Raw genomic sequence first — 23,503 nt, 5'->3', positions numbered from 1 at the left:
TGTTTTCTATAAGCGAATCTTAGATTCGCTTTTTTTGACTCTGCGTTTTAGTGTTTGAAGCTAGGCAGTGCGTAGATATCACTTTGAAATAGCAAAAAAATCATATTAGAAGTAAAAGAGGTTGGAGATGGTGTTGTTCTTATCCATTCAGCAGGAACTTGATTGTATTAATAATAACGGGACAATTCTTGGGAAAATTAAATTTGATCACTCTCAAGGTGCTTTCAAATTCGAAGCTGACAATGCATCAATATCTATGTCTGACGCTGAAAAAATAAGTATCGAACAGAAATTGTTAGATCTTGCCTCTGGTAAGTGCTCAATCCCAATGCAAGATGATGATTAAGTAAAATATTTTATTAAAAGATAGTTAAATTAAGTAGATTTGTTATGTCCTTACCCCTGTGTCCAAGTTGTCAGTCCGAATATGTTTATCAAGATCAAGCTAACTTAGTTTGCCCTGAATGCGCATATGAGTGGAACCCAGAGGAGCAATTAGAGGATGCCAGATTAAATATTAAAGATGCAAATGGCACCTTGCTGAGCGAAGGAGATAAAGTGACTCTGGCAAAAGATTTAAAAGTAAAAGGTAGTTCTCAGGTATTAAAAATCGGAACCAAGGCATTAATCCGCACAATAGTAGAGGGAAAAGATCATCAGTTAGATTGTAAAGTTGAAGGTGCAGGTGAAATGATGGTGACGGCTGCGTTTGTTAAAAAAGCATGATATTCATGCTTTTTTTGTGTAGTGGAAAAATAGATAAGGACTCTGCCATCGCCGATCACCTTCTAGCACAACCTGTGTATTAATTTTGTGATTGTGGTTTAGGGGTATCCCGATTATTTATAACCACAATAACTCACGCTAGCAGCACTTATTTAAGACTTACTTTCACCAATTATTGCTATATATCTATTAATTCCAGTGTCTCATTTCTTCAAATTTAAGATTCACCTTTGCTTATTTTTAAAATATGGCTCATCTAGTCTTGGCTTATTGTGTGGCGGCTAAAAATGACTATTTATTATCCATAATGCTATAATCTCGCTTTTGCATTTCTAGGCTGGCTAGTAAGTAAACTGGTTGGCTGTTATTAGATTCAGGAGCAACTAAGATGGCCTTATCCAAAGTATTAATCGCCAACAGAGGCGAAATTGCCATTCGTATTACCAGTGCCTTAGCTGAGCTTGAAATGCTGAGTGTGGCGATATTTGCTGAGGATGATGCAGGTGCTTTACATGTGCGCAAAGCTGATGAATCTTATGCTCTAAAAGGCAAGGGTGTTACCGCTTATTTAGATATTGCCCAAATGATTCAAGGGGCTAAAACCCATGGTTGTGATGCCATCCACCCAGGATATGGCTTTTTAAGTGAAAGCAAAGAGTTGGCTTTGGCTTGTGAAGTCGCAGGTATTACCTTTGTTGGCCCAACCCCTGACACCCTAGATGCATTAGGGGATAAAGCCAAAGCACGGGATTTAGCCATGAAACATCATATTCCGTTGCCGCAAGGCTCTAAAAATCAAGTAACGTTGGATGAAGCTAAAGCGTTTTATCAAAGCCTAGGTGACAATGCTGCAATTATGATCAAAGCCATTGCTGGTGGCGGTGGTCGTGGCATGCGCCCAGTAAGAAGTGCAGTCGAGTTAGATGACGGATTTGCACGTTGCCAGTCAGAAGCGTTGGCCTCGTTTGGAAACGACGCCGTTTACGTTGAGCAATTAATTCAAGAACCGCGTCATATCGAAATTCAAATTATTGGAGATGGCCAAGGAAATGTTGCACACCTAGGTGAGCGGGAATGCTCGTTGCAGCGTCGCCAACAAAAAGTGATTGAAATTGCTCCAAGCCCAAGTTTAAAACAAACCACCCGTGATGCCATTTGTGCCAGTGCTGTGAAATTAGCCAGCGCATTAAATTACCGAGGCTTAGGAACGTTTGAATTTTTATTAGATGCACATGATGACTTTTATTTTATGGAAGCCAATCCTCGCGTGCAGGTTGAGCATACCATTACCGAAGCCATTACAGGTGTTGACCTAGTACAAAGCCAATTACGTGTATTAGGGGGTGAAAGTTTAATTGAATTAAATTTAACTCAAAACCAAATTGCTAAACCAAAAGGGTATGCCATCCAGCTGCGCATAAACACAGAACAACAAAAAGCTGATGGTAGTGTTATTCCCACTTCTGGAAAGTTAACGCATTTTGAAATGCCAAGTGGCCCAGGTGTGCGTGTGGATGGTTGTGGCTTTGCAGGCTTTACCACCAGCCCGTATTACGACTCCCTTTTAGCTAAACTTATTGTTTATACAACGGGTGATGATTTTGGTAAAGCAGTACGAAAAGCACAACGCACACTACGTGAATGTCATATTAACGGCGTTGAAACAAATATTCGTTTTTTACAAAGCTTGTTAAGTCAAAATGCGGTGCAAGAAAACAAAGTATCAACTCAGTATATTGATCAAAATTTAGAACGTCTACTCAATACAATAGATCACCATCACCCTTTATTTATCGAAGCTCAGGGTGAGCACGCAGCTCATCAACAAGCTGCCAGTGAACAAAAAACATTGCAAGATTATGAGGTGGCGGTTGAAGCACCTATGCAAAGCGTTGTGGTTGAGTTGTGTATAGAACCCAATGAAACTGTTTTGAAAGGGCAACAAGTTGCTGTATTAGAGGCCATGAAAATGGAGCACATTATCACCGCTCCGGCTAGTGGTAGAGTGATAGACGTTTTAGCTCAAGTGGGAAGTGCTGCGTTCGAAGGTGACGCGTTAGCGGTTATTGAAATTTCAGAGGAGTTAGGTCAAAGCACCTCTGAAGAAGCACAATTTGATATTGACTATATTCGCCCAGACCTAGAAGAGTTACTGGGTCGTAAAGCAAAAACCTTAGATAACAGTCGCCCTAAGGCGGTTGAGAAACGTCACGCAAAAGGCGGGCGTATGGCCCGTGAAAATATTAATGACTTACTCGATGACAATAGTTTTTTAGAATATGGCTCATTAGCGTTAGCGGCTCAACGCCGCCGCCGTACGCAAGAAGAGTTAATTCAGTTGAGCCCAGCGGATGGTTTGGTTGCGGGTACTGGTTCAATTAATGGGCATTTATTCAGCGAGGATAAAACCCGCTGCATTGTCATGAGTTATGACTACACCGTATTTGCAGGTACTCAAGGGGTGATGAACCATAAAAAAACCGACCGCATGTTACGACTGGCCAACGAGCAAAAATTACCGGTTGTGTTCTTTACAGAAGGGGGTGGCGGTCGCCCGGGTGATAGTGACTACCCAGTGGTGGCTGGATTAGATTTAGACACATGGTCATCCATGGCAACGCTATCGGGTTTAGTGCCATTAGTGGGGATTGTGAATGGTCGTTGTTTTGCAGGTAATGCCGCACTATTAGGATGTACCGATGTCATCATTGCCACTAAAAACTCCAATGTAGGCATGGCAGGGCCAGCTATGATCGAAGGGGGGGGGTTAGGTGTATATACACCAGAAGAAGTGGGCGACAGCCAAGTACATTCCACTAATGGCGTTATTGATATTTTAGTCGAAGATGAAACTCAAGCGGTAGCCAAAGCCAAACAGTATCTTTCATATTTCCAAGGTAGTGTGAATGAATGGCAGCAGCATGATCCAAAATTATTACGTCATTGTATTCCTGAAAACCGTTTACGCAGTTATGACATTCGCCAAGTAATTGAATACGTGGCTGACGTCGATTCTGTATTGGAATTACGTGAGAATTTTGGTCACGGTATCATCACTGCGTTTATCCGTATTGAAGGCCGTCCATTTGGTTTAATTGCCAGTAATTCAAAACATTTAGGCGGCGCTATAGATACACCAGCTGCTGACAAAGCTTCGCGCTTTATTAAATTATGCGATGCGTTTGATGTTCCATTGATTAGTTTATGTGACACACCGGGATTCATGGTGGGCCCAGAAGCGGAGAAAAACGCACAGGTACGTCACTTTTCGCGCATGTTTGTGACTATGGCCAATATGACCATTCCTCAATTTACCATTGTACTTCGTAAAGGCTACGGCCTTGGTGCCATGGCAATGGCGGGTGGCGGCTTCCACGCAGGCGTATTTACCATGTCATGGCCAACGGGTGAATTTGGTGCCATGGGGCTTGAAGGGGCTGTACGTTTAGGCTTCAAAAAAGAACTTGCGGCTATTGAAGACCCAGCAGAACAAAAAGCCTTGTTCGATAAATTAGTAAATAAATCCTATGAGTTAGGCAAGGCTACCAGTATGGCAGCCACCTTGGAGTTAGATGAAGTGATTGACCCAGCAGAGACTCGCCAATGTATTTTGCGCGGTTTACGTTCATCTGCACCGGCTCAAAAACGTGACGGCAAGAAGATGCGTTTTGTCGATACATGGTAGCTTGATAACGTTTAGACTCAAAAAATAATATCGTAATGGAGAGGTTATGAGTAATAGTTGGGATGATTATGCCGGTGGCTGGGACACCAATGAAGCTGTGGTTTTCTATTGTGAAAAGGCATATGAATCCCTAATAGATAGCGTAACGTTAAAGAACCTTAACGTGTTGGATTTTGGCTGTGGAACGGGGCTACTGACTGAAAAAATATCTAAGTGTGCGCAATCTGTATTAGCTGTTGATCCATCTGAAAAAATGATTGCGATACTCTCAGGTAAAGGCCTTACAAATGTATCCATCATGAATAGTGAGCTTACCCAAAACGTTATTGATACAAATAAAGGCTTACACGGGAGCTTTGATCTTATAGTGGCTTCATCTGCTTTGGCTTTTGTGCCTAACTACCAGCAAACGCTAAAATTACTTAACCAGTTACTAAAAAAAGGTGGCTTGCTTGTTCAGTGGGATTGGTTAAAAACTACAGATAGTTCCGATATAGGGTTCTCAAAAAAAGAGGTTGAGGTTTCTTTACAGCAGGCTGGTTATATTTCTAGTTCGATATCTTTGCCTTTTTCTATAAAAAAAGGGAGTGAGAAAATGGATGTCATAATGGTGATAGCGCATAAATAATTTAATAATAACGACCTAAGCATACTTAGGTCGTTATTTTTTTGCATATGATTTAAAAAGAATATTAATTCATATACGGCAGCGGGTCGGTCACCTTCGCTAAATCATCCACTTCTTTTTCAAACGTTTGCAAACCATTGTCTAAGGCTTGTTGCATGCGCTCAGCCATGCCGTTTTTTGTAGCAGTGGCATAAAACTGCCCATATTCACGGCCAAAATCCTGTGGCTGGATTTGCTCCATTTCGTTCACTAAGGCTTTTGTAGCTTGTAACGCATGGGCAGGGTAGTGGGCAATGCGCTTGCCTAATGTGTCTACAAAGTTATCTAACTCGCTGTCGTCAATGGCGCGGTTGATGTAGCCGTAACGCTCGGCTAGCTCGGCATCAAAATCCTCACAACCCAGTAGTACTTCCATGGCGCGTCCACGGCCCATTAATTTGGGTAGTCGTGTGCAACCACCAGCCCCAGCGATTAAGCCTAAGGCAACTTCAGGTTGACCAAGGCGTGCTTTGTTCTTTGCGGCAAAGCGCATATCCATGGCCAGTAGTAGCTCACTGCCACCACCTCGCGCGACACCGGCAATTTTTCCAATGGTCACTTGAGGTAGGTTACGAATTAACTCGTACAGGCTTTGCAGCATGCTGGGGGTTTGACCATCAGGCTGTGGGGTTTGTGCTGCGGCCATTATCATATTGACATCGGCGTGTGCCACGAAGAATTCAGGGTTAGCACTTTGAAAGATAACCACTTTAATTGTGTTGTCTTCACTGATTTGTTTGCAGCACTTGTACAAGTCTTTAATAAGAGGAGCGTCAAGTAAGTTAATATCACCGTTTTTGATGCTTACAGTGGCAAGTGCGTCTTGACTATCAACCGATAGGGTTTGAAATTCATAGCTCATTGGATAACCTCAGGCCGCTGTGGCGCTGTTTTTTTGTAAGAAGCCTAATAGTATTTTTGTCAGTTGTTCAGGCGCTTCGAATGCTGTCATGTGACCAATACCTTGCATAGTCACGTGTTCGCAGTTTGGCACTTCACGGGCCACCAGTTGGGCTGGTTTAATAAATAGAATGTCGTATTCACCGACTAACATGAGGGTTGGACATTGAATTTGGCGTAAACCTTTTATACAAGGGTCGTAAGAGGTATAAAAGGCATCAACAAAATCGGCAATGTTTTCTGGATTGCCTACAAAAGAACACGCTGTATAAAGCGCGAAGGCGGTTTCGGAATTTTCAAGTTTTGACATGCCAGACAAAAATGGATTTTTAGCCGCAGATTGGCGTACAAATTCTGCCATATCACCTTTTCGTTGGCCTTTGAAGGTTCTTGCTAAATTTGAATTTCGTTTGAGGTCTATTTCACTTAAAGGCGGGATGTTCGCATTAGGGTCTGTCAGCTCAGCGTATTCACTTGACGGATATGTAGCTGAGCCAGTGTTGGTTGATAGTAAGCTTAGTAGGCGGTCAGAGTGTTCCATAGCATAGCGAAATCCAACAATACCGCCGGTGGCATGAGTCAATAAGTGAAACTTATCAAGTTCAAGATGATTGGCCATTGCCTCAATATCGTTTACTAAGGTATTTATATCATAGCCTTTGTTTTCACCGCTCACTTCTGAAAAACCATGGCCGCGCATGTCGGTATTAATGACACGGTAGCCTGCGTTAATGAGACTTTCAGTGATGCCAGATAGAGACCAATACAAATGACTTTCACTCATGCCATGGGTGGTAATGATGGTTTCTTTGTAAGGTTTTTCTGGATGAGTGCTAAGGCTATCAATGTAATGAAGCTGTGCGTTGTCTTTTGTAAAATAGGCCACTTTATGCTCGCTTTTTATAATGGTGGTATTAAAAGAGGGTTTAACCTTTTAAAAACTCTGGTTGTTGCCATAAAGGTTTAGGGTAGCTGTAAAAGCCTTTTCCTGTTTTCATTCCGTACTCACCTCGGGCAATGTATTCATCAAAAAACGCAACACAACGTTTGAAGTCTATATATCCGTCACGTTCATATTTGGCTTGAAAAATATCTCTAGCTAAATCGATACCGACCATATCCAATTGCCCAAAAGGACCTATGCCATTATAGCCTCCAGCCATGTAAGAACGGTCGACGTTTTCAATGCTGCCGTAACCGTCTAAAACGAGCATGATTGAATTTTTATGGTTTAAAATTAATAAAGTGTTCCACAAATAACCGTCTTTCTCAGCGGTGTGAATAATTGGAGTTTGGTTCAATGATTGGCAAAAACGGTATAGCAGCTGTGGTATGTGTTCCGCGGTTTTTGGACCTGCAACGATATCAACAAGACCCCCATATAAGTGGAAATGAAAGGCTGCGAATTTGTCGCGTCTAACTACGGCATCTTCAATCTCTGATACTAATAATGAAGATGTATTTGTTGTGAAAATGGTTTTTTCTGGGCAAATTTCATCAAGTTGTTTGAATACACTTCGCTTCAGTTCAATTTTTTCAGGTACAGACTCGCTGATTAAATCAGCATTACTAATGGCTTCTTCAAGGTTGGTGGTGTAAGTGATTTTGCTTAAACCAATTTCTGCTTCTTGGGCTTGAATTGCTCCCAGTTTTACCGCCCCTTTCAGGAAGTGTTTTTGGCGCTCAGGAGCGCTATCTAACATATCTTGTGAAATGTCATAAACTATAACTTCGTATCCTGCTGCGGCTGTAATCAGTGAATTCCAAGCGCCAATTGTGCCTGCACCGATAAAACAAACAGTCTTAATTTCTGGAATTTGCATAAATTAATTCGCCGTAATTTTGTGTGGCGCCAGCATAGCAGGCTACTCTTGAGTGGTAAAACGCGCCAGAGTGTGGTGCTTATTAATACGGCGTATCGATTTGAAAAATGAAGTGGATAAACATCTAGAAAATTGAGAATGAGGAATGGAATTGATTATAAGTTGATCGATTTTTGAGGTTTTATAATAAAAATTAATAGCGAATTATGAAGTTGTTTTATCTTGGTGGAGATGGAATTGGTAAGTGTTGAATTTTGGGATAGACCGTTCTGTTTTAAATGTGTCGTATATCACCGAAATAGCGATAGAATGCACAGCTTTTGTTTAAGAGTTCTTGTTGCTTCACTCTAATAGAACTTAAACACAATAGAGCGGGATATGAGAGATGAATGACCTAAAACCCACTTTCTATTTGAAAGACCTTTTAGATGTAGACCCTTTAGAAAATGATGTTTTTTTAGGGCATAGATTGTCGCTTTCAACGGGGCGCGTATTTGGTGGGCAAGTTTTGGCTCAGGCGCTAATGGCTGCTTCTAAAACCGTTGATTCGACAAAACAGGTGCACTCTTGTCATAATTATTTTATTCGTCCGGGCAATAGTGATTTGCCTATACATTATCATGTTTATCGCGATTTAGATGGGCGTAAATTCAGTAATCGCCGTGTAGTCGCCTTGCAAAATGATAAACCTGTTTTTAGTTTAACGGCTTCGTTTCAGGCTCAGACCGATGGATACGCCCACCAAATAGAGATGCCTGATATGCCTTCACCTGAAGAGCTATTGAATGAAAATCAAATAGCTGATTTAAATCAGGATGTCCTTTCAGCCGATATTTACAAAATGTTAAACCGCTATCGTCCAATTGACTTACGACCTATGGGCGGTGAAGCCCATTTTATACGTAGCGAAAAGAAAATGACGCAGGCAAACTGGTTTAGAGCAAAAGAGCCTTTGCCCGACAATCAAGCCCTGCACCGAGGGGTATTGGCATACTCTACAGACTTAACCTTATTGAGTACCAGTGGTCGCCCTCATGATGTGTTATGGATGGATGAACATGTGGTTACGGCCAGTATTGACCATTCTTTGTGGATTCATTCGGATAATATAAATGTAAATGAATGGCTATTGTATGTTATGGATACACCTTGGACGGGCAATTCGAGAGGCCTGAATAGAGGCAGTATTTTCACGCAAAGTGGTGAGTTAATAGCTTCGGTGGCGCAAGAAGGCCTCATACGCATAACAGAATAGTGGTTTATGCATTAATAAATCATTTGAAATTAGATATTTATTATAAATTTAACCTTAAATGTAGGGCACTAAATGATCTATCAAGATTTAGAAAATAAAGTTGCATTAGTCACAGGCGGTAGTTTTGGGATTGGTCGAGCTACAGTATTAGCATTTGCTAAAAACAAAGCAAAAGTTGCTATTGCAGATATCAATGTAGAAGGTGCTCAAGCGGTAGCCGAAGAAGTGATTGCGCTTGGTGGTGAGGCCATTGTAATTAAAGCGGATGTATCTAAAAATGATGATGTAAAGGCGATGGTTGCGGCTGTGGTTGAGCATTATGGACGCCTTGATGTGGCCTTCAATAATGCAGGCATTGATTTAGATCACGCCAATTTAGCAGACGCTGAAGAAGAGATGTTTGATACATTAATGAACGTTAATGTGAAGGGTGTTTGGCTGTGCATGAAGTATGAAGTTCAGCAAATGTTAAAGCAAGGTGGCGGTGCGATTGTCAATACGGCGTCAATGGGCGGGGTCATCGCGTCACCTAAGATGGGCATTTATGGTGCTACTAAACATGCAGTAGTAGGGCTTACCAAAACAGCTGCAGTGGAATATGGCCGTAAAGGCATTCGAGTAAATTCGGTTTGCCCTGGCGTAATTAATACAGAAATGACAGAACGTGCTTTTGCTCTAGAGCCAAAAGCTGAAAAGGCAACCTTAAGAGCTCATCCTATTGGCCGTTTTGGCGAATCTGAAGATATTGCAAATGGCGTAATGTATCTAAGTTCTGAGGCCTCTTCTTTTGTATTGGGTCATCAATTGATGATTGAGGGTGGGTTTACTGCTATTTAATCAAATTAAGGTATCAGTTGAATTTTAGAGCGCTATTGAATCCTCATCACTGTTGGTGGGGATTTTTTATAATGACCATGTTAATCCCTTCCCTATAACCCCAGTCTTAACTTGAATACCAATGTTTAATGTCTACTCCCTTTATGCTGTATAGCCGCGGAGTCGGGGATATTATCACCTAACGTTAAAAAGCGGGTGAGAGCCCCTTAGAGTTTTCTTCAGTAATGGCATTTGGCCTTATCCTTAGTTTTAACTGTTTTTGTTTGTTAATTGAAAACCTTATAGCTCAATAAGACATAAAAAATGCGTGAGTTGGCCATATATATAGAGAAACATCAGAAGTGAGCTAATCTAAGTAAATAAGATGATCTATATTTAAGTCATAGGCGATTTTTAATGCTTAGGTTAGTAGCAGTATGGGTGAGTCAGGGTATTGGCATTTTAGGCTGTTTAGTGGCCAGTGCACATGGATAGGATGAGGTGTGAATGTCTTCACTATTACAAAGGTTATTGATCCGACAACGCATCTGGGTTTTGGTCGGAATATGTCAATTAGGCCTTATGTTTATGGCGTTGATGGCCATTGATAAGGCTCAGGATCAATTTATTGATTTAAAAAAATCTGAATACATTAAGCTTACCAAGTCAGCCATTAAATCAATTGATTTTTTCTACCAACTTCAAAAAAAGGGGTTATACACAGAGAGAGAGGCTAAAAAATATGCGAAATTGGCCTTATATAATCAGGCCCTAGGTGCACGTAATTACTATTATGCCTACTCTGCTGGCTATAGCTTCATCTTGGCACACCCAGCAATAAAAGATCTAATGGGAGATGAAACCCCAGAAGAAGCAAAAGCGGCGCAAAATTATAGCCTCAAAAGGCGCATGGAAATTGGTAAACGTTTAGGTTACAAAGAGCCTGTTTATTCAACTCTGGATATCTTAAAAGATAGTAGTCCAGAAAAGTTAACAGGTTTCGTTGATTATTACATGTATCCAGACCCTGAAAATGGCGGTCCGGTTGTGCGGCGTTTGAGTGATACCACAGTTCCCGAAAATGCCGTGGTGAAAACAGCTTATGCAGCATACTACGAACCTTGGGATTGGGTTGTATTCAGTGGTGTATACAGAGAAGATGAGCAAGAATCCTTTTACAGTTGGGTAAAAGGCATGTCCATACTGGTTATCATCGTGATTGCGATTGTTCTGTTATTTGCATGGTTGATTGCCAATTCCATTGTGAAACCCTTGGATGCTGTTATGTCGTTAATGCAAGATATTTCTCAAGGAACAGGGGATTTAACGAGCCGGTTAAAAGTGGATGGACGAAATGAAATTGCTCAATTTTCAGAAGCATTTAATATATTTGTAGGTAAAGTGGCAGGTATTGTCAAAGAAGTCCTTTCAACGACTAAAGAAGTCGTTGGTAGTTCTCATGTTATGTCGCAAAGTATGGAGCAAACGGTGAAACGTTCAGACTCTCAATTGTCTGAGAACGAGATGCTAGCCAGTGCGACAAATGAGCTGTCTGCATCTTATGCTGAAGTCGCTGAGCGAACGCAGGCATCATCTGATGCAGCTATAGCAGCTGAGGACTCTGTGCATAATGCCAAAGAGTGTATGGACTTAAATGTTCAGTCAGTTAGTAATTTAACCGACCTTCTATATCAAGCACAAAAAGACGTTAACATGATGGAAACATCAAGCTTAAAAGTAGCGGATGTATTAGATGTAATAGTCAATATTTCAGAGCAAACCAATTTACTTGCTTTAAATGCAGCTATAGAAGCCGCACGGGCTGGGGAACAAGGCCGAGGTTTTGCCGTTGTGGCTGATGAAGTACGGACGCTTGCTAAGCGAACACAAGATTCTACTACAGAGATTAGAGATATCATCGAAGGCCTACAAGGCGGTACGGGTGCCGTGGTAAGGGCCATGAGTGACGGTTTAGAAAACTCGAAAAAATGCATTACTGTAGCTGAGAACGCAAATGAAATATTTCAAGTTGTACGAGGGCATGTGGAAACCATGTCAGCGATGAACATGAGTGTTGCTACGGCAGCACAAGAGCAAGCGCTGACCACCAATGAAATTGCTGAAAGTAGTTTGAAAATTTCAGAAAGCTCCCGTGAAAATTTAGACGCAGCTGAACTTAATCGTAAAGAAAGTGATCAGCTAACGGATAGATTGGACGAAATGTCAAAACTGGTAGGGCAGTTTAAAGTTTAAATTAAAAATTATAAAAGGTAGCTAAATAGCTATTGTGTAGATGTATAGGTGTGTAGCTTGTATCCTTGTTATGGCTTTGGGAGTGCCTCATATTCATTATCAGGGGTTTAACGGCTGCAAAAGATAGCATGCAATTCAATGAATATCAGCAGTGCTGCCCCTTGAGCTTGTTTTAGTTGCTGGATGTGAATGGGCCACTATGACATCTTAAATCCAGTCTTCTGTGTTTTTCAATGACTTCGGTCAGCTTAAGAAATATTCGGTTCAAATCCCTAGTCTATGAAATCCTCATATTAATATTCCGACACTTGAGCTCAATGCTTATTTATTTAATTGATCTAACTTTTCGATGTGTGAGTTGGAAATAATAAACCATTCATTAATAGGATTGGGCGTACACTGAATCTCAAATTGGAGAAACATAATGCGTACCTTACAGACCTTATTAAACCCTCAAGATGCTATGGACGGCGCAGGTGTCAAAATCAAACGGCACAGTATATTGCGTCATGCTTTAGCTGATCCTTTCCTCATGCTGGATGAAATTCTCAGTGATGACCCAGATGACTTTATAGCGGGTTTTCCTCCACACCCTCACCGTGGCATTGAAACCTTAACTTATATGAAACTTGGTGGGATTCGCCACGAAGATCATATGGGAAATACTGGTCAGGTGTTAAGTGGTGGTGCCCAGTGGATGAAAGCAGGAAAAGGGGTTATTCATGGAGAAATGCCCTTAAAAGAACATAATAAAATGCATGGTTTTCAACTTTGGATAAACCTAAACAGCAAGAATAAAATGTCAGATCCAGACTACCGTGACGTCCCTAAAACTGAGATACAGCATGTAGAAACAGATGATTATCATGCCCATATAATGGCTGGTAAGTGGCATCTTAATAATACCGATATCGTAGGGCCTTTGGATAAGTTAGAAGCAAGCGCGGGTATCCTTGATTTAGAAATCAAACCACACGGAGTGTTTAACCACGATATTCCACAAGGTCACCATTTAGTGGTGATGGTTTATGAAGGGGAGATCAATACGGGTGATCAAATAATTAAACGGCCACAAATGGGGCTATTCTCTGATTCAGGTGAATTGCAATTACGTTCGAGCAATGGCGGTAAAGTACTTGTTTTACACGGTAAACCTCACAAAGAATCCATAGCCAATTATGGACCTTTTGTGATGAACACGCATGAAGAAATTGAACAGGCAATACAGGATTATCAAAATGGAGTATTAGCTTAAATATAGCGTTTATAGATGGGTGTTTTTACGTTTTTTACGTAAATCTATTTTGTTGAATCTATCACTTAATAATAACAAACTACAGACAAGAAAAATGGCCACGGCAGCAAAGTGGTCAACTTGTTTACTTATATAGAGCGTACCAATCAAAAGACATATAAATATGGCACTTATTACAGTACTTGGTAATGCTGTTTGATTTTCAGTCATTCTTCTCTTCTTTTTATTGTCCTCAAACAATATATCTACAAACAGCCTAAGCTTTCGTAACATGTTGTAGTGCTTTTGTAAGCCAGACCATTTATCGGGCATACGCATATGCCCGTAAATCCAGTATCATTGGGCTAACTCTAAATGAAGGTAAAACATGTTTAAGTTGGGTTTAATCATAAATCCCTTAGCTGGGTTAGGCGGCTCTGTGGCGTTAAAGGGCAGTGATAATATGGCTGAGCAAGCACTCTCTATGGGGGCTGTGGCCAAAGCGGGTTTACGCACAAGTACTGCGTTAAGCGTGCTAGAAGACTTAAAACCTCAAATTCAAGTGTTTACCTGTGCCAATGAGATGGGTGCCAGTGTGCTTGAGGTCATGGACTGGTCCCATAAGGTGGTATATGAACCTGCTGGCCATACCAGCGCAGACGACACCAAAAATGCAGCCCTTAAACTCAAAGAATTAGGCATGGATCTCATTGTCTTTGCAGGTGGTGATGGAACCGCAAGGGATGTTTGTTCTGTGATTGAAGATGCGTGCCCAGTACTGGGTATCCCTGCTGGGGTGAAAATTCACAGTGGGGTTTATGGTATTACCCCAAGTGCATCTGGCGAAGTTATTCGCTTGTTGGTCACAGGTCAGTTGGTGGATTTACGTACTCAAGATGTGCGTGACATAGATGAAGACGCGTTTCGTAATAACCAAGTGAAAGCAAAGCTTTATGGCGAGATGTTAGTGCCACAAGCTGGGCAGTTTGTGCAGTCAGTAAAGCAAGGGGGAATCGAACAAGAAGAACTCGTACTAGATGATTTAGCTGCGTATCTAACTTCTGAATTAGAACCTGATGTTTTGTATCTAGTGGGCTCAGGTAAAACCACTCAGCACTTTATGGAATATTTGCATCTACCTAATACTTTGTTAGGTGTGGATGCCATGGTAAATGAACATGTCATAGCACAAGATTTAAATGAACAAAGCATTCTTGAATTGCTCAGCCAATATTCACAAGCCAAAATCATTGTGAGTGTTATTGGCGGGCAAGGCCATGTATTTGGTCGTGGCAACCAGCAATTAAGCAGTGATGTCATTAAAAAAGTAGGGCGTGAAAACCTGATGATTCTATCCACTAAAACTAAACTATCTCACTTAGAAGGGCGACCTTTAATTGCGGACACCTCTGATGTGGAATTGGATAAAGCATTAGCAGGGCACATTGAAGTGATTACGGGTTATCAGGATAAAGTGCTGTATCCAATACAGTAAGAGGTGAAAATGTTAGTTCTAGCTTTATCTTAATCTTACTGATTATTTGTCACTGCAATATAGATGTTATCATCGATAGGAATACGCTAACTGCTGCCGTCATTCTGGTAGATGGAAAAATAGTATATTTTCTGTTTTGTAAGAAATGAGAGGGATTTGGAACAAAATAATCAAAATTTAGTGCTCGATTTTTATCTAGTAAGTGCTTAAAAAAACTTTAGGTTCATAAGCTTTCAGAAGTAATAATTAAAATAGCGAGCCCCTATTATTTTAAAACACATTATCGCACTCGCTTTTACCTGCGCCGTGAGCGTTATACGGAGGTATGAATCATGAAAAAGTTTATAATTTCTAGCGTTTTATTGTTTGTGACGAATATAGCACTGGTCAATTCCAATGAAAGAGATCGCTCTACATACATTGGTGGATTTGAAGAGGATGGCGGAGAGCGCTCGGGCGTGGAGCTTTCCTATATGGGTGAGTCGTCAAATAGACTGGCAAGTAAATTTAGTGTTGTGTTATATACAGGAAAAAATAATGAAGAAATAGAAGATAAATTTGGTGGAATGTCTTTGTCTCGTTATTACCATTTAAATCAGAAATACATAAACCCATATTTTGGGATAGGCCTATTTTTGGGTAGAACCTTTAATTGTACCTTGGAGGAGGAAGAAGAAGGAGACTGCCTAGAAAACTATACTGTTGTTACCTACCCCGAAGTTGGCATTTTGATTAAATTAGGTGAGCTACACTTGTATCCATTTGTAAGACGATATGACTTTGGTAATGAAAATACTTTCGGGTTTAATTTAAAACTTGGAATATAAAAAATGCGTAACATTGACATTTAATACTCAAATGATACACATGGGCAACAATGACTTTAACCCAGCCAGAAAGGTTTTTGATTTTTATATTGGTAAGTATCATCCTTAAGTATTCAACTTCCTAGATCCACAAGTTTTATCTACATAGGTAAAGCTCGGTCAAATCTCTAATAATCAATGGTGTTGGTTGGTGCGGATTGTAGAAAAGAATTGTTGCTTGGTGCTATTGAGTACTCGGGGTAGGAGGCTAATGAAGAAGAACGGCACAGGTGGATTTCATCTGTGCCGTTTTGATATGAGTGATTAAAGCTGGTTAATCTCCACCATTAATTCGTTGCTTAGTTGCTCTAGAGCGTCGCGCACATCATCAAAATCAACGTTGGTTGGGATATGCACACGGGCTTTGGTTTTAAATAATGGCTCGGCGCTCATGGCTGCGCTTTCAAACTGAGTATTTAACTCTAATACGTTCACCGCGAGGCTAGAAAGTGCTTTTGCTACGTCTTTTACAATACCGGGGCGGTCATTACCAATAATGCTGATTTTAGCGTTTGCTGTGGCGTCTTCTGCGGTCGGATTGCTAAGTTCTGTGTTGATGACCCAGCCAGTGCTTTTTAGTTTGTTTAGCTCGGCTTGAAGTTCTTCAATGTTAGCTTCGTTAATTTGAATTTTTACGATGCCTGCAAATTTACCAGCTAGTTGTGTCATTCGGCTTTCTAGCCAGTTACCTGAGTGATCTTTTACTAATCCGGATAGAGTGTCGACGATGCCAGGGCGGTCGTCCGTCATGATGCTGATGATAAAAAATGAAGACACAGGGCTACCTTTTTTCTAATTATATTTAGTTCACTATAACTTAGGCTTTTACAGGTTAAAAGCTATCTGAATCGATCAATAATATTATATTGTTCATCTATTAAATTTGTCACGTCCAGTGCGGCTTTTCGGCTTTCTTGGGCACTGACGGTGTTGTCTTGAGCGCTTTGCCTAATAACATCCATGTTTTTATTGATTTCATTGGACCCTTGGCGTTGCTCTTTGACGGTTTTGCTTATACTGGCCATTTGTTGATTAATCGCTTGGACGCTATGTTTAACTTGCTCAAGTGTCTCATGGGTTAGTTGTATTTGCTCAGCATTGGTTGAGGCTTGTTCACGAGATTGATCCATCACTGAGGTCGCCTTTTGGGCACCTTGCCTTAGTAATTCAACGATGCGGCGAATCTCTTCTGTTGATTCACTGGTTCGATTGGCTAAGGTTCTTACTTCATCGGCTACTACTGCAAATCCTCGGCCTTGCTCACCTGCACGAGCGGCTTCTATAGCTGCGTTTAACGCCAGCAAGTTGGTTTGTTCTGCAATGGCTTGGATGACCTCTAAAAAGCTGTGTATGGACTCAGAATGCTGTGCGAGGCTATTAACGTTTTCACTGGCTTGGTTAATGGTTTGTGCCATGGCATCTAGGCTTAATTTTGTTTTTTCCATGTGCTCTTCACTGGTCTTTGTGTCTTGCTCTGCTTTATGAGTTTGCTCTGCGGTTTGGGTGACAGATTGAGAAATAGAATCAAATTGAGTATTGATTTCTTCAAAAGAGGTTGCAAATAGATTAGCTGCATTCAATTGTTCGGTGAGTTTTTCAAGGCTGTTGTCGGCGGCTTTTTGGCTGGTGCTACTGGCCTGCCTAATGGGCGTGCAGGTGTCTTGAATGCGTTCACGTAGCGTAATGATTTGGCTTTGCATGTGCTCGAACGCCATGAGAATTTCCCCCGCGTCGTCGTCTCGTCCTGTGAATATATAGGCGGCGAGTGGGTCATGGGTAATACTGCGTGCTTTTTTCAGTACTAGTTTCATATTACGAAGTGTATTGCCTTGTAAAAAAGCCAAGCCAATAACCGGAATTAGGGCCAGTGCTGGTGTGAAAAAATGAGTGATAACCACAGCAGATAAACCGAGCATGACGCTGAAAATTTGCCCAATAGGTAGTTTACGAATCAAGTTATGGGTGGGCTTGGCAGTTTTACCGTTGTTGATCCTTTGGTAGACCTTTTCGGCGCGGTTGATTCTTTCTTTGGATGCTTTATAGCGCACGGATTCATAACCGACCACTTGGCCGTTTTCTTTTACGGGGGTGACAAAAGCGTCAACCCAATAATGATCGCCATTTTTGCAGCGATTTTTAACGATTCCTTTCCATTGTTTGCCCTGTTTTAGGAAGTCCCATAGTAATTGAAATGCGGCAGGTGGCATGTCAGGGTGACGAACTATGTTGTGGTTTTTGTTAAGTAGTTCGTCTTCAGTGAAGCCTGAAATGTCTAAGAAGTCTTGATTAACATGTTCAATACTGCCTTTGAGGTTCGTAGTAGAAATAATTCGTTCGTGGCTTTTTAACACGCGTTCATTATTTGTGATGGGCAGGTTTTTTTTCATATGAACACACTTGAGCTAAATCCGTTACGGCTTATTCTTTAAGGGTAGTCGAAAATTCCTAAAGTGAAACATGTTAAATTGGTGCATAATTGTGCTAACAATATCAAAAATAACAATATTCTAAGGTTAGTTATGGCTCAGTACATACTTTCTATTGACCAAGGTACCACTAGTTCTCGTGCTATTGTCTTTAATGATCTTGGACAAATAGTGGCTACGGCTCAGCAAGAGTTTCTGCAGTATTTCCCTAACCTAGGTTGGGTTGAACACGACCCTGAAGAAATCATTTCCACAGTGATAAGCGTATGTCAGCAAGCAATAGAGACTGCCAAATTAAGTGCCAAAGATATTGCAAGTATTGGTATTACCAATCAACGAGAAACCACTATTTTGTGGGACAAGCAAACGGGTAAGCCGGTATACAAGGCCATAGTTTGGCAAGACAGGCGTACCGCAGATTTTTGTAGTGAGTTAAAAAATCAAGGTTATGAGACGCTGATCAACGATAAAACGGGCCTTTTGTTAGATCCTTATTTTTCAGCCAGTAAAATCAAATGGATTTTGGATCACGTTCCACAAGCTAAAGAAAAAGCCGAGAGCGGTGATTTAGCGTTTGGCACCATTGATACATTTATTTTATGGCACCTAACGGGTGAGCATAAAACGGATGTCACCAATGCATCACGTACGTTGCTGTGTAATATCCATACGCTTTCATGGGATCATGAATTGTTGGCGTTATTTGATGTGCCAGCCTCAATACTTCCAACTATTGAACCTTCTTGTTGCCAGTTTGGATTTACTAAACCAGAAATACTAGGCGAAGCGGTTTTAGTTGGAGGCATGGCAGGGGATCAGCAAGCAGCTTTAATTGGGCAGGCATGTTTTGAAGAGGGTATGGCTAAAAGCACCTATGGAACAGGTTGCTTCTTAATTTTAAATACGGGTAATACTCCAAGAAAAAGTCAGCATCGTTTATTAACCACAGTGGCTTATCAAATTGGTGATGTGACCCATTACGCCCTAGAGGGCAGTATTTTCATGGCAGGGGCCACTATTCAATGGATTCGAGACTGTTTAAAATTAATTGATCATGCCAGTGAGACTCTTGACATGGCTCAATCTGTGGGTGCGAATAACCATGTTTACTTGGTGCCAGCGTTCACAGGATTAGGGGCACCTTATTGGGACCCAAATGCTCGTGGCGCTATCATGGGGTTAACGCGAGATACAGGTATTGCAGAGATTGTCACCGCTGGCTTACAGAGTGTGTGTTATCAAACTCGCGATTTATTAGAAGCCATGAAAAAAGACCAAGCTATGCCTGCTCGTTTGCGCGTTGATGGTGGCATGGTGGTGAATGATTGGGTTGTCCAGTTCTTATCTGACATTCTTGATCTGACAATAGAGCGGCCAGCCGTAACTGAGACCACAGCATTAGGTGCTGCGTTCTTAGCAGGTATTTGTGCTGGCATTTATAAGGATATGGATGAAGTAAGTCAGCTTTGGCAAAAGCAAGCTCAGTTTTCTCCGCTAATGAATGACGATGAGAGAAGCGTCCTTTATAACGGTTGGTTAGATACGGTATCAAGAGTGCGCACAAGTGAGTAAGATGACCCACCAATAAAAATAACAGGGTGAATTTCGCCTCTTTCAAGGAATTAGAATGTTGCAGTCCCAAAAGCAGGCCTTGCGTCTTAGGCGGTCTGTTTTATCAAATCTTGGTGTGTTGTCACTCTTACTTACTTGCCTGCTTGCATCGCATTTTGGTTATTTTGTCCTGTCTCATAGTCTTGTTCTTATTTTTACTTTCGTAATGTGGATAGGCCACGGCCTATTTGTGTTGATTATTGCTTGTCACGTTAACCTTAGATTCAAAGATGCCAGTTTGACTTTGCAACAAATGACTTGGGTGACACTGTGGATCAGTGTGTTAATGGCCAACATTGACGGCATTCGTCCATTGATGATGATGGGTTATTTATTAGTTATGTCGTTTGGTGCATTTAAGTTATCCATTCGTGGTTTTTATGGGTTCAGTTTTTTTATTTTAGCGTGTTATTTGTTTTCTCATTTTTGGGTTTATCAAACCCGCCCAGAAACATTGGACTTTTATGAAGAGTGTTTTTTGTTTTTGGGTTTTGGTTTTACGCTATGTGGTTTTTTACTCATGGGGAATGAATTCAGTACGTTGCGGCAAAGTCTCAATGATCGCCACAGGGAATTAAAAGGGGCGGTTTCACGCATAGAAGAGCTTGCCATTACGGATGAATTAACAGGTTTATATAACCGTCGATACTTGATGCAGGTGTTGAATCAACAAAAAGCTCTGGCTAATCGGAGTCACTACCAGTTTGTGGTGTGTTATATCGATTTAGATCACTTTAAAAAAGTGAATGATCAGTATGGGCATGCATTTGGGGATAAAGTGCTTTCTGCTTTTGCAGGTTTAATTCGTAGCTCTCTTCGAGAGGTGGATGTCGGGGCTCGCTTAGGAGGCGAAGAATTTGTATTAGTGCTGGCGGATACGCAATTAGAGAATGCCCTAGGTGCGTGTAAAAGAATGGCCAATAAATGGCGTGCTATGCACTTTGCCGAGGCTTCAGGACTTGAGTTCTCTTTTTCGGCTGGTATTGTCCAATATACTCCCCATGAATCTATAGAGTCAACGTTAGAGCTAGCCGATAGTTTGTTATATAAAGCGAAGAATAACGGTCGAGATCGAATTGAAATTCAATAGAATGGCCATCGAGCGAAGCTAGAGTTTGAATTCATTCATTCATTAATTAAAAATAACGCCGTAAAGAGACTCCCATGCTGTATTGCAAATAACCTAGTGCATCGTGTTCGACAAACTCTGGGTTTAACTGGGTTTGCATGAGTATGTTGTATTGTAAATGAGTGCTGGGAACCACATACCAGTAAGGGCTTAGATAATACCGATAATGCCAATGTAGTTGGATGCCAAACTTATAAACAGTGCTTTCTAAACTTGAAAGAGCTCTGTGGTTGGTGACTCGATTACTAAAACCTGAGTCCAATTGAGCCAGTGTTAGGCGCCATTGAAAATTCAGACCTTTATCGTCTTTTATGCGTCCAATAGTAAAACCAAATCCAGAGAAATAACCATCAAAAATATTCGCATTTGTATTGCTCAGTGTGCTTTTTGCTGGGGTAGCTTCTTGCGTATAAAATAGGCCCGCCGTATTGATTGGCCCTTCTTCTTTTAGACTCTCATACCAGTAAATATGACTTGTTTGAGTATCACGATTACTGGTTATTACATCTCCTTGGGTGATTGAGCTGGCAGCACCTGACTCATTGAGGTAAATATTGTTGCTTGAAATTTCGCCACTGAACTCACTTTTACTCCAATCAAATTGAAACCAAAACCCTTGATGTAGATGGCTTTGATAGATATTTATGTGTGCATCAATAGATAAGGATTGGGCACTGTATAGCACATCGAATCTTGGGCCTCGTGCCATCCAGCCTGCTGGCTTGAAGCGCTGAGCTTGTAAGTTTGCCTCAGCGCCATAGGCTAGTTGCTCTGAGGTTATATTTTGCCCCATGTAGTTGTGCTGCTGATTCAAATTGGCGCTATAAAGCCCCGCGTACTCTGCAGCACACGGAAAAGCCAATAAATTCAACATGAGAAGTGATAAGAGCCTCATGATAATGCTATCGACCGAGAACGACTTTTCTTCAATTTAGTCCCATCTGATAACACTGTATATATGTCATAAAACGGTCTTTCTAGTTAGGTTTGGTTGTATTGTGTACAGTTGGCTTTGCTAAGGCAGATTTTTTGTGCGAGCCCTCTAAATTTTATAGGTGTCTGAGGCGTTTTTTTTATCTTTAATATCAATTTCTCAGTCTTTAGAACTGTACTAATAGGATGGCAGTGTTAAACTTGCGCGAAATTTTTCCATAGGGTTCTAGCATGACTGAAACTGCTGAACAAATGACCTCGAAAACACAAAACCGCTTTTTAAGTTGGTTGATTCTATTGGCGGGTGTTTACGCCATATTACTGTCTGTAGGCATGGTAGGCTCCGGCTTTAAATGGGCTTCTGGTGGCTCCGAAGGGGCTCGAGAGCTTTTTGAATTTGCGACCAATCCTTTCCTCGCGCTTCTAATTGGTACATTAGCTACGGCTCTTGTGCAAAGTTCCAGTACCGTTACATCAGTGATTGTTGGTCTGGTAGCGGGTGGCTTACCAATCTCGATTGCTATTCCAATGATCATGGGTGCCAATATCGGTACGACCATTACTAATACTTTGGTAAGTTTAGGACACGTTCGCAAAAAGTCTGAATTCCGCAGAGCTTTTGCTGCTGCTACAGTTCATGACTTTTTTAACTTAATGTGTGTCGCTATTTTCTTACCACTGGAGATTATGTTTGGCTGGTTAGAAAAGGCCAGTTCATGGTTGTCTACTCACCTGATTAATGCTGACTCCATGAGCATGAAAGGGCTTAACTTCATTAAACCGATCACCAAGCCGGTTATTGGTGAAGTGAAGTCATGGTTAGGTGTAATGCCTGAGAAGTTTGCAGCTATCGCGTTAATCGCCATTGGTGTTATTTTGATCTTTATCTCTATAACCGTTATTGGCCGTGTACTTAAAGGTTTGATGGTAGGCCGCGCAAAAGCAATTTTACATGGTGCTATTGGCCGTGGGCCTGTTTCTGGCATTGCCAGTGGTGCGGTGGTGACAGTTTTAGTTCAGTCGTCTTCAACTACAACAAGTTTAATGATTCCTTTGGTGGGTTCAGGAGTGTTCAAGCCAAAAGACATTTACCCATTTACTCTTGGAGCTAATGTGGGTACGACTATTACCGCCTTATTAGCATCAACTGCGCTTTCTGGCCCTGGTGCTGTGGTTGGTTTGCAAATCGCCATCGTACATTTGTTGTATAATCTATCAGGAGTGTTGTTAATTTATGGCACACCGTTCCTACGGAATATACCATTACAAGCCGCCGAGCGTTTAGCAGAAGTAGCAACGCAGCGCCATTCATTAGCCGCATTGTATGTCTTGAGTGTATTCTTTTTGATACCAGGGCTTTGCGTGTTTATTATGTCGAGCTGGGGCTAAGGAGAGATAGTTATGGGTAAGAAGCGAATTACGGAACTGCAAAATCAGGTCAAGGAAGCAAAAAGCGCTCTTGCTGACCTAGAAAAGAAAGCGAATAAAAAGCTTTTAAAAGCTCAGCATAAGGTGGTTGAAGACCTAGAAAATATGATCGACGAGGAAACTTTGCGTCGTGAAAGTTTAATTGAATTAAGCGAAGAAGCTTGGCAAGAAGCCAAAGAGCTGATGGACGGCATGATTCAAAAAGTAAAAAATGTCGTGAAGTCTAAAGACTAACGATATGAGCTAAAACCCCTAA

21 protein-coding genes are annotated in these 23,503 nt (G+C 41.3%); 14 read left to right on the top strand and 7 right to left on the bottom strand.

What is annotated here, in order from left to right:
* Nucleotides 1-127: 127 nt before the first annotated feature.
* The 4 genes from ABWV45_RS05525 (at nt 128) to ABWV45_RS05510 (ending at nt 5,039) form a co-directional block, all read left to right on the top strand.
* Nucleotides 128-346 carry a hypothetical protein gene (locus ABWV45_RS05525; protein WP_353349513.1) on the top strand — a complete coding sequence of 73 codons (219 nt, stop codon included), beginning with the start codon at nt 128-130 and terminating at the stop codon, nt 344-346.
* Between the two features lie 44 nt (nt 347-390).
* The gene (locus ABWV45_RS05520) at nt 391-726 is read left to right on the top strand and encodes a zinc ribbon domain-containing protein YjdM (RefSeq protein ID WP_353349511.1); all 336 of its coding nucleotides are present in this window, start codon (nt 391-393) and stop codon (nt 724-726) included.
* A 388-nt stretch (nt 727-1,114) separates the two neighbouring features.
* On the top strand, nt 1,115-4,411 hold the full coding sequence (locus ABWV45_RS05515; protein ID WP_353349509.1) for a carboxyl transferase domain-containing protein: 3,297 nt from the start codon (nt 1,115-1,117) through the stop codon (nt 4,409-4,411).
* 46 nt (nt 4,412-4,457) lie between these two features.
* Entirely contained in the window at nt 4,458-5,039 is a 582-nt protein-coding gene (locus ABWV45_RS05510; protein ID WP_353349507.1) for a class I SAM-dependent DNA methyltransferase, read from the top strand.
* Between the two features lie 64 nt (nt 5,040-5,103).
* On the opposite strand, the gene ABWV45_RS05505 is transcribed toward ABWV45_RS05510, so the two are convergent.
* The 3 genes from ABWV45_RS05505 to ABWV45_RS05495 are packed head-to-tail and all read right to left on the bottom strand — an operon-like array spanning nt 5,104 to nt 7,801.
* A complete protein-coding gene (locus tag ABWV45_RS05505) occupies nt 5,104-5,940 on the bottom strand; it encodes an enoyl-CoA hydratase/isomerase family protein (protein ID WP_353349505.1) in 837 nt (278 codons plus the stop codon).
* 9 nt (nt 5,941-5,949) lie between these two features.
* On the bottom strand, nt 5,950-6,864 hold the full coding sequence (locus ABWV45_RS05500) for an alpha/beta fold hydrolase (RefSeq protein WP_353349503.1): 915 nt from the start codon (nt 6,862-6,864) through the stop codon (nt 5,950-5,952).
* Nucleotides 6,865-6,904: 40 nt separating this feature from the next.
* A complete protein-coding gene (locus tag ABWV45_RS05495) occupies nt 6,905-7,801 on the bottom strand; it encodes a 3-hydroxyacyl-CoA dehydrogenase NAD-binding domain-containing protein (RefSeq protein ID WP_353349501.1) in 897 nt (298 codons plus the stop codon).
* Nucleotides 7,802-8,186: 385 nt separating this feature from the next.
* Between ABWV45_RS05495 and ABWV45_RS05490 the strand changes: the two genes are divergently transcribed.
* The 4 genes from ABWV45_RS05490 to ABWV45_RS05475 all read left to right on the top strand — a co-directional run bounded on the left by ABWV45_RS05490 (nt 8,187) and on the right by ABWV45_RS05475 (nt 13,380).
* The gene (locus tag ABWV45_RS05490; RefSeq protein ID WP_353349499.1) at nt 8,187-9,056 is read left to right on the top strand and encodes an acyl-CoA thioesterase; all 870 of its coding nucleotides are present in this window, start codon (nt 8,187-8,189) and stop codon (nt 9,054-9,056) included.
* A 72-nt stretch (nt 9,057-9,128) separates the two neighbouring features.
* The gene (locus tag ABWV45_RS05485) at nt 9,129-9,893 is read left to right on the top strand and encodes an SDR family oxidoreductase (RefSeq protein WP_353349497.1); all 765 of its coding nucleotides are present in this window, start codon (nt 9,129-9,131) and stop codon (nt 9,891-9,893) included.
* 486 nt (nt 9,894-10,379) lie between these two features.
* A complete protein-coding gene (locus ABWV45_RS05480; RefSeq protein WP_353349495.1) occupies nt 10,380-12,125 on the top strand; it encodes a methyl-accepting chemotaxis protein in 1,746 nt (581 codons plus the stop codon).
* 424 nt (nt 12,126-12,549) lie between these two features.
* Entirely contained in the window at nt 12,550-13,380 is an 831-nt protein-coding gene (locus ABWV45_RS05475) for a pirin family protein (protein WP_353349493.1), read from the top strand.
* Nucleotides 13,381-13,389: 9 nt separating this feature from the next.
* Here ABWV45_RS05475 and ABWV45_RS05470 read toward each other — a convergent pair whose 3' ends face one another.
* The gene (locus ABWV45_RS05470) at nt 13,390-13,692 is read right to left on the bottom strand and encodes a hypothetical protein (RefSeq protein WP_353349491.1); all 303 of its coding nucleotides are present in this window, start codon (nt 13,690-13,692) and stop codon (nt 13,390-13,392) included.
* A gap of 55 nt (nt 13,693-13,747) precedes the next feature.
* Here ABWV45_RS05470 and ABWV45_RS05465 point away from each other — a divergent pair, with 55 nt between their 5' ends.
* Together ABWV45_RS05465 and ABWV45_RS05460 are read left to right on the top strand one after the other, a co-directional pair.
* Entirely contained in the window at nt 13,748-14,854 is a 1,107-nt protein-coding gene (locus tag ABWV45_RS05465) for an ATP-NAD kinase family protein (RefSeq protein WP_353349489.1), read from the top strand.
* A gap of 332 nt (nt 14,855-15,186) precedes the next feature.
* Nucleotides 15,187-15,681 (top strand): hypothetical protein, encoded by a 495-nt coding sequence (locus ABWV45_RS05460; protein WP_353349487.1) that lies wholly within the window; start codon nt 15,187-15,189, stop codon nt 15,679-15,681.
* A gap of 303 nt (nt 15,682-15,984) precedes the next feature.
* On the opposite strand, the gene ABWV45_RS05455 is transcribed toward ABWV45_RS05460, so the two are convergent.
* Both ABWV45_RS05455 and ABWV45_RS05450 read right to left on the bottom strand, forming a co-directional pair.
* Nucleotides 15,985-16,497, bottom strand: a complete 513-nt coding sequence (locus ABWV45_RS05455; protein WP_353349485.1) for a glycine cleavage system transcriptional repressor — start codon at nt 16,495-16,497, stop codon at nt 15,985-15,987.
* Between the two features lie 62 nt (nt 16,498-16,559).
* A complete protein-coding gene (locus tag ABWV45_RS05450; protein WP_353349483.1) occupies nt 16,560-18,107 on the bottom strand; it encodes a methyl-accepting chemotaxis protein in 1,548 nt (515 codons plus the stop codon).
* Nucleotides 18,108-18,239: 132 nt separating this feature from the next.
* Here ABWV45_RS05450 and glpK point away from each other — a divergent pair, with 132 nt between their 5' ends.
* Nucleotides 18,240-19,718 carry a glycerol kinase GlpK gene (gene glpK / locus ABWV45_RS05445; protein ID WP_353349481.1) on the top strand — a complete coding sequence of 493 codons (1,479 nt, stop codon included), beginning with the start codon at nt 18,240-18,242 and terminating at the stop codon, nt 19,716-19,718.
* Between the two features lie 55 nt (nt 19,719-19,773).
* Nucleotides 19,774-20,847 (top strand): GGDEF domain-containing protein, encoded by a 1,074-nt coding sequence (locus ABWV45_RS05440; RefSeq protein WP_353349479.1) that lies wholly within the window; start codon nt 19,774-19,776, stop codon nt 20,845-20,847.
* Nucleotides 20,848-20,893: 46 nt separating this feature from the next.
* On the opposite strand, the gene ABWV45_RS05435 is transcribed toward ABWV45_RS05440, so the two are convergent.
* Nucleotides 20,894-21,781: a hypothetical protein gene (locus ABWV45_RS05435; protein WP_353349477.1), complete on the bottom strand. Its 888-nt coding sequence runs from the start codon at nt 21,779-21,781 to the stop codon at nt 20,894-20,896.
* A 269-nt stretch (nt 21,782-22,050) separates the two neighbouring features.
* On the opposite strand from ABWV45_RS05435, the gene ABWV45_RS05430 reads away from it, so the two are divergent.
* Nucleotides 22,051-23,208: a Na/Pi symporter gene (locus ABWV45_RS05430; protein WP_353349475.1), complete on the top strand. Its 1,158-nt coding sequence runs from the start codon at nt 22,051-22,053 to the stop codon at nt 23,206-23,208.
* A 12-nt stretch (nt 23,209-23,220) separates the two neighbouring features.
* Nucleotides 23,221-23,481 (top strand): hypothetical protein, encoded by a 261-nt coding sequence (locus ABWV45_RS05425; RefSeq protein WP_353349473.1) that lies wholly within the window; start codon nt 23,221-23,223, stop codon nt 23,479-23,481.
* Nucleotides 23,482-23,503 lie beyond the last annotated feature (22 nt).

It is taken from the genome of Oceaniserpentilla sp. 4NH20-0058 (assembly GCF_040371755.1).
Lineage (GTDB): Bacteria > Pseudomonadota > Gammaproteobacteria > Pseudomonadales > Oceanobacteraceae > Bermanella.
This window is presented reverse-complemented; position numbering and strand designations above follow the sequence as displayed.

What these genes read in the sequence shown, in the direction of transcription:
- ABWV45_RS05525 (WP_353349513.1), top strand. Translation starts at nt 128, where the DNA reads ATGGTGTTGTTCTTATCCATTCAGCAGGAACTTGATTGTATTAATAAT.
- ABWV45_RS05490 (WP_353349499.1), top strand. Translation starts at nt 8,187, where the DNA reads ATGAATGACCTAAAACCCACTTTCTATTTGAAAGACCTTTTAGATGTA.
- ABWV45_RS05465 (WP_353349489.1), top strand. Translation starts at nt 13,748, where the DNA reads ATGTTTAAGTTGGGTTTAATCATAAATCCCTTAGCTGGGTTAGGCGGC.
- glpK (WP_353349481.1), top strand. Translation starts at nt 18,240, where the DNA reads ATGGCTCAGTACATACTTTCTATTGACCAAGGTACCACTAGTTCTCGT.
- ABWV45_RS05460 (WP_353349487.1), top strand. Translation starts at nt 15,187, where the DNA reads ATGAAAAAGTTTATAATTTCTAGCGTTTTATTGTTTGTGACGAATATA.
- ABWV45_RS05480 (WP_353349495.1), top strand. Translation starts at nt 10,380, where the DNA reads ATGTCTTCACTATTACAAAGGTTATTGATCCGACAACGCATCTGGGTT.
- ABWV45_RS05440 (WP_353349479.1), top strand. Translation starts at nt 19,774, where the DNA reads ATGTTGCAGTCCCAAAAGCAGGCCTTGCGTCTTAGGCGGTCTGTTTTA.
- ABWV45_RS05505 (WP_353349505.1), bottom strand. Translation starts at nt 5,940, where the DNA reads ATGAGCTATGAATTTCAAACCCTATCGGTTGATAGTCAAGACGCACTT.
- ABWV45_RS05485 (WP_353349497.1), top strand. Translation starts at nt 9,129, where the DNA reads ATGATCTATCAAGATTTAGAAAATAAAGTTGCATTAGTCACAGGCGGT.
- ABWV45_RS05450 (WP_353349483.1), bottom strand. Translation starts at nt 18,107, where the DNA reads ATGAAAAAAAACCTGCCCATCACAAATAATGAACGCGTGTTAAAAAGC.
- ABWV45_RS05425 (WP_353349473.1), top strand. Translation starts at nt 23,221, where the DNA reads ATGGGTAAGAAGCGAATTACGGAACTGCAAAATCAGGTCAAGGAAGCA.
- ABWV45_RS05475 (WP_353349493.1), top strand. Translation starts at nt 12,550, where the DNA reads ATGCGTACCTTACAGACCTTATTAAACCCTCAAGATGCTATGGACGGC.
- ABWV45_RS05510 (WP_353349507.1), top strand. Translation starts at nt 4,458, where the DNA reads ATGAGTAATAGTTGGGATGATTATGCCGGTGGCTGGGACACCAATGAA.
- ABWV45_RS05495 (WP_353349501.1), bottom strand. Translation starts at nt 7,801, where the DNA reads ATGCAAATTCCAGAAATTAAGACTGTTTGTTTTATCGGTGCAGGCACA.
- ABWV45_RS05435 (WP_353349477.1), bottom strand. Translation starts at nt 21,781, where the DNA reads ATGAGGCTCTTATCACTTCTCATGTTGAATTTATTGGCTTTTCCGTGT.
- ABWV45_RS05520 (WP_353349511.1), top strand. Translation starts at nt 391, where the DNA reads ATGTCCTTACCCCTGTGTCCAAGTTGTCAGTCCGAATATGTTTATCAA.
- ABWV45_RS05515 (WP_353349509.1), top strand. Translation starts at nt 1,115, where the DNA reads ATGGCCTTATCCAAAGTATTAATCGCCAACAGAGGCGAAATTGCCATT.
- ABWV45_RS05430 (WP_353349475.1), top strand. Translation starts at nt 22,051, where the DNA reads ATGACTGAAACTGCTGAACAAATGACCTCGAAAACACAAAACCGCTTT.
- ABWV45_RS05470 (WP_353349491.1), bottom strand. Translation starts at nt 13,692, where the DNA reads ATGCCCGATAAATGGTCTGGCTTACAAAAGCACTACAACATGTTACGA.